This window comes from uncultured Clostridium sp. (assembly GCF_963527835.1).
Lineage (GTDB): Bacteria > Bacillota > Clostridia > Clostridiales > Clostridiaceae > Clostridium.
Map to the genome: position 1 here is coordinate 1 of NZ_CAURTC010000069.1, position 8,693 is coordinate 8,693.

The 8,693-nt window shown below is 29.2% G+C and carries 8 protein-coding genes; 2 read left to right on the forward strand and 6 right to left on the reverse strand.

What is annotated here, in order from left to right:
• The 6 genes from RYM86_RS18180 to RYM86_RS18205 all read right to left on the reverse strand — a co-directional run.
• On the reverse strand, positions 1-748 hold a 748-nt coding region (locus tag RYM86_RS18180), incomplete at its 3' end, for a DNRLRE domain-containing protein (protein WP_315082243.1).
• Positions 749-1,021: 273 nt separating this feature from the next.
• Entirely contained in the window at positions 1,022-2,083 is a 1,062-nt protein-coding gene (locus RYM86_RS18185; RefSeq protein WP_315082245.1) for a DNRLRE domain-containing protein, read from the reverse strand.
• A 191-nt stretch (positions 2,084-2,274) separates the two neighbouring features.
• Positions 2,275-3,687 (reverse strand): glycosyltransferase, encoded by a 1,413-nt coding sequence (locus RYM86_RS18190; protein ID WP_315082247.1) that lies wholly within the window; start codon positions 3,685-3,687, stop codon positions 2,275-2,277.
• Between the two features lie 144 nt (positions 3,688-3,831).
• On the reverse strand, positions 3,832-4,887 hold the full coding sequence (locus tag RYM86_RS18195; RefSeq protein ID WP_315082248.1) for a glycosyltransferase: 1,056 nt from the start codon (positions 4,885-4,887) through the stop codon (positions 3,832-3,834).
• Between the two features lie 188 nt (positions 4,888-5,075).
• Positions 5,076-5,621 carry a DUF4489 domain-containing protein gene (locus RYM86_RS18200; RefSeq protein WP_315082250.1) on the reverse strand — a complete coding sequence of 182 codons (546 nt, stop codon included), beginning with the start codon at positions 5,619-5,621 and terminating at the stop codon, positions 5,076-5,078.
• Positions 5,622-5,773: 152 nt separating this feature from the next.
• Positions 5,774-6,535: a hypothetical protein gene (locus tag RYM86_RS18205; protein WP_315082251.1), complete on the reverse strand. Its 762-nt coding sequence runs from the start codon at positions 6,533-6,535 to the stop codon at positions 5,774-5,776.
• A gap of 179 nt (positions 6,536-6,714) precedes the next feature.
• Here RYM86_RS18205 and RYM86_RS18210 point away from each other — a divergent pair, with 179 nt between their 5' ends.
• Positions 6,715-8,208: a hypothetical protein gene (locus RYM86_RS18210; RefSeq protein WP_315082253.1), complete on the forward strand. Its 1,494-nt coding sequence runs from the start codon at positions 6,715-6,717 to the stop codon at positions 8,206-8,208.
• 129 nt (positions 8,209-8,337) lie between these two features.
• Complete coding sequence (locus tag RYM86_RS18215; RefSeq protein WP_315082255.1) at positions 8,338-8,616, forward strand: DUF3343 domain-containing protein; 279 nt, start codon at positions 8,338-8,340, stop codon at positions 8,614-8,616.
• The last annotated feature ends 77 nt before the right edge of the window (positions 8,617-8,693 follow it).

Below are 8,693 nucleotides of genomic sequence, written 5' to 3' on the forward strand. Positions count from 1 at the left end.
TAGTTCCAGTTACACCAGTAGCTCCAGTGCCACCAGTAACTCCGGTAGCGCCAGTATCTCCAGTAGCGCCAGTAGCGCCAGTGCCGCCAGTAACTCCGGTTGCGCCAGTAGTTCCAGTTACACCAGTAGCTCCAGTAGTTCCTGTAGCGCCAGTAGTTCCAGTAGCTCCAGTAGGACAAGTAGCACAAGTAGAACCGCTTGGCGCAAATTCAATACTAAGGAATGGTCTTTGTATTGAAACAGACCATTCTTTAGAAAAATAACCTAAGATTGTATCAATTATATTTTCTATACCAACTAAGGTAACTCCATAATTTGTGATAGAGTTATTAAGCCAGCCTATTACTAAATTGGTTATATCAATACTTATATAACTATTAACATCTGCATCTGCATATGCATCTGTAACAACTTTAGAATAAATTGTTGGATTTATTGCAGGTGCATTATTCCAAGTAACTGTATTCTCTAAAAAATTACTTGTGTTTGCAAATACACTAACAGTTTGTGGTGATAAAACTGAATTGGGTAGATCCTTTCTGAAAACAAATAAATTTAAGGAAGCATTTATTACGGTATTTCCTGGAGGAACTGCTCCAGATAAATCAAACTTCAATAAACTTCTAAATATATCGTTAGGTTGAACAAACCTTCCTGTAAATAAAAGACTTGAAAAACCAAAGTTTGTATTAGGATTTAGCAGTGATATATACGCATCATCCGTAGGATTAATTACTGTAATAGGCATTGCACCATCTCCTTATTTTTTCTTTTCTTTTGATATTATGTCGATTATTACATAATTGACTACTATAAATATATGCAAAATAATAAGCTTTGGTAACAATACAAGAATTATATTATGAAAATTGTAGATTAATACATAATTATTATCAAATTTCTTAGGCATGCGATAAATTATAGGTATTACTAATATTTAGTTGATGATTTACAGATAATTAAAAAGGAGGTGGCGAAAATAGTTTTTAATCATTTTGTGACACCTTCAAGTTTTTATAAATTAATCTAATTTCTTAATAGTTAATCGAGCTCCAACTGCAGGAGCTAAATTTAATGTTAAAGGTGTTGCTGAGTTATTTCTTAAGGTAATTATACTACCAGCAGTAAGGTTTAATATTGCGCTTCCAGGTATTTCGCCAGTAGTAATAAGAGCTGAAATAGGAGTAGATGGATCAACAACTACATTTACAGCAATTGCAATTTGTGCCCCAATCCCTGCTGTTATACTAACAATATAATTAAATTCATAAACACCATTAGCTAGTATGGTGATTACAGTGCTACCTGCTGTATGAGAGACATTGTTTAACGGACCATTGTTAGAAAATGGAATATCTGTCCCGCCTATGATAGTTGCATTAGCTATTGTTGCAAGGTCATATACATAGCCAGACGCAGCTAAACCAGTCCCAGTAATACCAGTAGCTCCAGTAACCCCAGTAGCTCCAGTGTCTCCAGTAGTGCCGGTAACACCAGTAGCTCCTGTAGGGCAAGTAGCGCAAGTAGAGCCGCTTGGAATAAATTCAATACTAAGGAATGGTCTTTGTATTGAAACATGCCATTCTTTAGAAAAATAGCCTAAGATTGTATCAATTATATTTTCTATACCAACTAAGGTAACTCCATAATTTGTGATAGAGTTATTAAGCCAGCCTATTACTAAATTGGTTATATCAATACTTATATAACTATTAACATCTGCATCTGCATATGCATCTGTAACAACTTTAGAATAAATTGTTGGATTTATTGCAGGTGCATTATTCCAAGTAACTGTATTCTCTAAAAAATTACTTGTGTTTGCAAATACACTAACAGTTTGTGGTGATAAAACTGAATTGGGTAGATCCTTTCTGAAAACAAATAAATTTAAGGAAGCATTTATTACGGTATTTCCTGGAGGAACTGCTCCAGATAAATCAAACTTCAATAAACTTCTAAATATATCGTTAGGTTGAACAAACCTTCCTGTAAATAAAAGACTTGAAAAACCAAAATTTGTATTAGGATTTAGCAGTGATATATACGCATCATCCCTAGGATTAACAATTGCAACAGGCATTGTATCATCTCCTTATTATTTTCTTTTGTCTTTATGTCAATAACTATAAAATGCACTAGTATAATATACGTAAAATAGAGAATTTTGCTACAAAATGCGACATAACATTACTAATTTTTGATAAATAATAAAAACCTAAGTTAGTTTTTTATATAACTTAGATTTTTATATAACTTAGATTTTTACATATATTAATAATTATTTTTACATGCAATATTATTCTGAAATTTAGCCACATATTCGTAGGAAATGAAATATCCTTTCATATTATTTCCAACAATACTACAAATTTTATTTAAAAAATTATCATCTTCTTGTGGTATTTCTGAGTAATAATGAAATATATAGGGATTTATATAACCACATTCGTCAAATATTTTTTGTATATCTAATAAGGTAAAAAACTTGTTATAATGTGGATTTAATATTGAATTCTTATTATACATAAAGTTTCCGTTTAATAAGCCTCTTATAACAGAATAATGCATTATATTTGGAATAGTGGCGATTATATATCCTTCAGGTTTTAAATATTTTTTTAACTCTATTAATAGTTTCCATGGGTCTTTACTAAATTGAAGTTTATTTCCAATAATTATATAATCAAAAAAATCTGATTTTTCTTCCTTAAAGTTCATAATATAGCTTTCTTCAAAATCTTCAGTCATTACTTCGATCATTTTCCCACATATCTTAGATATATTTTTATTTGTTTCTATACCATATAGGCTTGCATTGGGATACATATATTTTAATTTAAGCAATGTAGCGCCAAGATCACAGTTAAATTCAAGAATATTTAATTTTTTTTCATTGGGTTCATTTATACGATCTATAACGTCAAATTTTAATAGACTTTGAGAGTTAGAATTAAAGCCCCACTTTTCTTCAAACTTTTGAGCATTTGTTTTTAAAATATTATTAAATCGAGTATAATCTTTTTTAAACGATGTGCTCCCAAAATGGTGTATAAAACTATCATTACAGACCATAAGTTTATATCCGGCATCTATAATTCTCATACACAAATCATCATCTTCAAAGTTTCCAGGGGTAAACCTGTCATCAAAAGTACCAATTTTATTAATAACATCCCTTTTAATTAACATACAGAATGCTACTAATCTAACCTTTTGCTCCCATTTTTCTGGTGTAGAAATGTTATTCTTATCTGCAAAATCAATCATATTTTCCATATCATTATAAGGAACATTTATGGCCTGATAATTAGAGCAGTTATTGGTAATGGATGCAGTTGCACCAATTTTTTCATCACTATAAAGGCATATTTTAAGATTATCAAGCCACCTTGGTGTAACTTTAGTATCGTTGTTTAAAAATAGAATATCATTATCTTTCTCAGATGCCTCTATTCCGAGATTACACCCTTTGGGAAAACCTACATTTTCATCATTTAAAATAAGTTTAATATCAGTTTCTTCTTTAAGCCATTCTCGAGTTCCATCAGTAGAATTATTATCTACAACAATTATTTCATAAGTTTCAGCAGTAGTGTATTTTCTTATACTCTCAAGACAGATACGATTATAATTAAGATTGTTATAGGTTAAAATTATTATTGAAGTTTTTTTATTTTCAAACATTAATTTTATATCTCCTCTAATAATTTAGTATTGTGACTATTTCTTGTCATTCACCGATACTTAAAAGGTAGTAGTATTGTTCAATTATATTTTATGAATATTAGCAAAAATTGTTCCTACTCTGCATATGAAAACCAATAGATATTAAAAAAAAGAATTCATTGTCTTACAAAGCTTTATCCAATCGAAATTATCTCTTGCATAAAGTTGAATATCGCTGCATACTTTTTCTAAAACAGCTTGATTAGAACAGCATGTAACAAGCTCTGCTGAAAGAGCGTTGAGATCATTTATAGGAAATATATTACCATATTTTTTGTCAACGGTAATGTCCCAGGAACCATCAACATCTGAAGATATAATATAATTTCCATTAAAGGCTGCTTCAGCAAATACTTGAGCAAAAGCTTCCCACCTAGATGTTAAACAAAATACTTTTGATTTTTTGTACTCTTCCATCAGTGATTTCCTATCATAAATAGGTCCTGTAAAAATAACTTTATTTGTTAATTCTGGATAGGCTGATAAATAATTGTTTATATACTGATTAAAGCTTGGATCAATACTACCTACTAATTTTAATTTCCAATCTCCAATTTTTTCTGCAGCAATTTTAAATGCTTCCATTATAATTTCTGTGGCTTTTTCATAGGTTCCCAATCTTCCTACTGTTAAAATAATATTTTCTTTTTGTTTATATTTAACAATATCGCTATTAAAAAAATCATAAAAGCCATTAGGTATATATTCTACTTTTACAGGCCAACTATCATCGATTATTTTTTTTAGGTTTTTAGACTCTACAGAAATTAATGTACAACTATTCAGTAAATTAATATTATACTGATTAAATACTATTCTCTTTAGCCAATGTATATTTAAATCTAATTTTAGAAAAATTTTTCCATTTGGATTAATTGATTTATATTTTTCGATCATACGTAAATTAAAATCATAGTATCCAATAAGCATAAGAACATCAGTTTTTTGTAGTAATAATTTAACAGAATCTTCATTATCCATAAAATTTAAAGTAATATTTTTCGTCATTATTTCATCATAATGTTCTTCATTTTTATTGCATAAAATGGAAACTTCATAATTTAAATGTTTTTGAAAGACATAGGGTATTAATCCTACATCTTTTGTAAGGTGAAAGTTTTGTAATCCAGGCCAATATAGAGTAAAATGTTTTTTCATATATACCTCCAGTTTATTCAAACAATATATTTATAAATTATAGGTGTGATAAGTATGAAATGTATAATTTTCACAGAATTTTAAGTATATCATTTAATTTATAATGGAAAAACTCAAGGTTAGTAACCTTGAGTCAAACAGTTAAATAAATTATTAGTATATTTTATTTAATTAACTTTTTTACTTTATTAACAGCATTGATTTGATCTACATGTTGTTATTGCTCCAAGTGTTGCATTGTTTATACTAAGAGTACCAACAGTAACTGGACTAGTAACAGTTGCAACTACAGTATAGGTACAGCAATCATCAAAGCAAGAATCACAGTCACAAACGAAGAATGAGAATGTTTGTGATGAAAGTAATGCTACTAAATTAAAAGTCCAAGCAGGTCCAACAGGAACAGGTGCAAATTGACCTCTACAAAGTTTAAATACTTGAAAGTTTACAGTTCCTGTAAAGGCAACTGGAGTAACAAGATTACTTGCAAATTCTAGCTTTGTAATAGGATTACATAAACAAGAATTATCTAAAGTAATAGAACTAACTGTAAAATTTGTGCCGGCTACCGTAGCAACAGGAATTGTAGTTGCACTAGGAGTCCCACATTTTATAAGAGTTGGACAAGGCTTTTTTTCTTTCTTACAATCATCACACTCATCATGACAACAATCTCTTTCTCTTTTACAAGGCCTACACTCATCATGACAGAAATTTTTTGACATTGAATTCATAAATGAACCCTCCTTATTAATTAGATAAATTTAAAATTACTATAAAGTAAATTAAGATATATAATTATTTTTTATTGTTTCTCCTATAATATATGAGTATTGTAGAAGAATGGTGATGACAATGTGCAGATTTCATTTTACTAATTATACTTTCAATCATTGTCATCGCAGTCTGAGAATAATGGGTCTAAATTTTGATCTGGATAGAATTTAGGAATTGGAGCTTTTTCAAATCTTTCACATGGATCTTCTTCAGGCTCTTCTTCACATGGTTCTTTTGGAACTGGACAGTAGTCATAAGCAGGAATTAGAAGCTGTACAATAAGCTCACATTTTACAACGATGTAGTAACCTAAAGTGATATCTAAAACATCGTTACATTCTTCATCTTGTAGTAATTCACCATCTAGAGCATCAGCAACCATTTCAAGTTTTATTATATTAGAATCTAAATCTTCAGCATTTTGAACAGGTACAAAGCTAGCAGAAATTTGAGCTATAGAATCAGGACAGTAGAATTTTCCAATTACATCTGTTCTATTAATTTCAAACAATTCACTTTGATTGACACCATTTGCATCAATATAATCTGAATAGAAAGAAATTTTGTAAGAAATAACTATTTTTTTAAAGCCTGGTTTTCCCACAAGTGGAATTTTATCTACTGAAATTAATGTTAAATTAAAATCTCTACTATTAATATATCTCTTTGGATCTGTTAGAATAGTGCTTCTTAATTCAGAATCTGTCGTATTTGTATCAGGACCTTCACCGTATACAAGACATCTTTTTATTAAGCATTGATCAAAGATTTTAGGTACTTCAATGCAGACTAATTCAGAAGGGTCTGGTAAACGTCCCTGTTTATTTACAAGACCGGGACGTGGTGAAAATTTCTTGAAGTTAATAGACATAGATTCTCCTCCTCTTCAAAAATTATAGTAAATATAATTTTATTTATTACTTACAATATATTATATGATAGAAAATAAAAGTTGTGAAAATAAAAAGCTTGACAAAAATAATTCTTTATTTTATAGAATGGCATAATAAGTTTTCACTAAAAATATAATTCTATAAAGGAGGGAGTGAAATGAGTAGTATATATCCATGGATATATGTTGATTATACAAACAATATATGGAAGTTTTTTAAAAATGATAATAAAGAATTAGTCTACAAAATTATGTATGGAGATGGAAAATGGACAAAAGAAAGCCTTATTGATAAAGATGTACTAGGGTTTGCTGTATATGTTGAGGAAGATGAAACAATACATATAGTCTACAGCAATATTAAAGGAGACTTGAAATACTGTACCATGAATGATAAGCAATGGGTAGGAAAGATTCTCTATAAAATGCAAATTGATGACTTTGAAATACAGAATTTAAAAATTGAAATTATTGGAGATAAGATGCATATCTTTTATTTACTAATAGGCAATGATGGTAGTGATCATGGAGTGTTAATGCATTGTATATGGAATGGAAAAGAGACTAAAATTGCTACATTGCAGGATATTATATTGCGACCTAATTTAAGAGAATACTATTTAATAAACGTAAATGAAAATAATAATATTGATGTGTTTTTTATTAATGATGAAGGCGATGAAATATCCTTAAACTATTGCAGATTTGAAAATCTTAGATGGATTCCTGCAAAGAGGCTTTATGGTATTCAAGGTGATGATATAGGATTTGAAGTACTAAGAGATCAACAAGAGATTCACATACTAAATAAATCTAGAGAAGAGTCTATGTATTTTCTTGATCACGTTCGTATAGATATGACTGGAAATATCCAAGAGTTCAGAGTTTACGAAAGTAATAAGGAATTGGAGGAACCTCTATTATTTACTGAAAATAATAAGTTGTACTCTTGCTGGTTAGAGCAAGGTAAGATTTTTTACTCAGTTTTTAATGATGAAAAGTGGAGTAGTGTGTTTTACTTTGATAGGGGAAACGAACTTGCAGTAAGGCGATACAATTGCTTTATTCGCAGTGATGATGAGAGTTTAATTAAAGCAATAGGAGTTTATGGAACTAATGAATTAGATTTATGCTTATTTGTTCCAAGTTGGTTTGTAGCAAATATGAAGGATTCATTGAAATATGAGGTAGATAAAGCTAATGCAGATACACCAAATGAAGAACAAGCATTTCAAAGCTTAAAACTTGAATTATCTAAGATAACATCAGAAAAGAAAAACTTAGAAAGAAAAATTGTTTCTTTAAATATGCAATTACGAAAGAAGCAAAGATTTATGGAAGATTATGAAGAACAAATTGCTAGAATATTAGAACAAAAACACAAGATGGAAGAGAATTATAATGTATTCTTAGAATTGCAACAGAAGATTCAAAAAGATTTGGAGGATACAAATCAGCAGCTAGTAGAAGAAAGAGAAATTAAAACAAGTATTGAAAATAAATTAAAAGAATGTGAAGAGGAAAATATAGTAATTAAACAGCAAATTAAGATGATAAGTGAAGAAAAGAAAAAATTATATGAAGAACTTGAACTTGAAAAGAATCAATCTATTATGGAGAGATTATTAAGAAAAAGACCAAGTGGAATATAGAGTCATTTCTAAGATTTTAGAGCATATAATAAAGTAGAAATTCGTAATGCACATTCAAAAAATATACGATGTATATTTAGTCTATTATTTTCTTTCATATGCGTAAATTAAAAAATACACAAAATAGAGGTGATTAACATAAAAGCAGAAGATTATGATTATATAATGACATTTACTTCTCATAATAGAGCATCATATATATATCAACATCTATTTCAAAAAAACATTCAAGTGAAGCTTGTTAGTTCTCCTAATAAAATTAATATTAGCTGTACGCAAGCAGTAAAATTTAAAGAAATAGACAAGGAAGTAGTACAAGAGGAATTAAAGAAGAATAATATGTATCCTACTGCAGTATATAGGATTGTAAGAGAAGGAAAAAATGAAAATTATGAATTAGTTGAATAGATCTGGTTATCCAGGTCTTTTCATATTGTGTGCCCAGCATGGGCACGTACTAATCGGTGAAAGTCCGTAATGGGGGC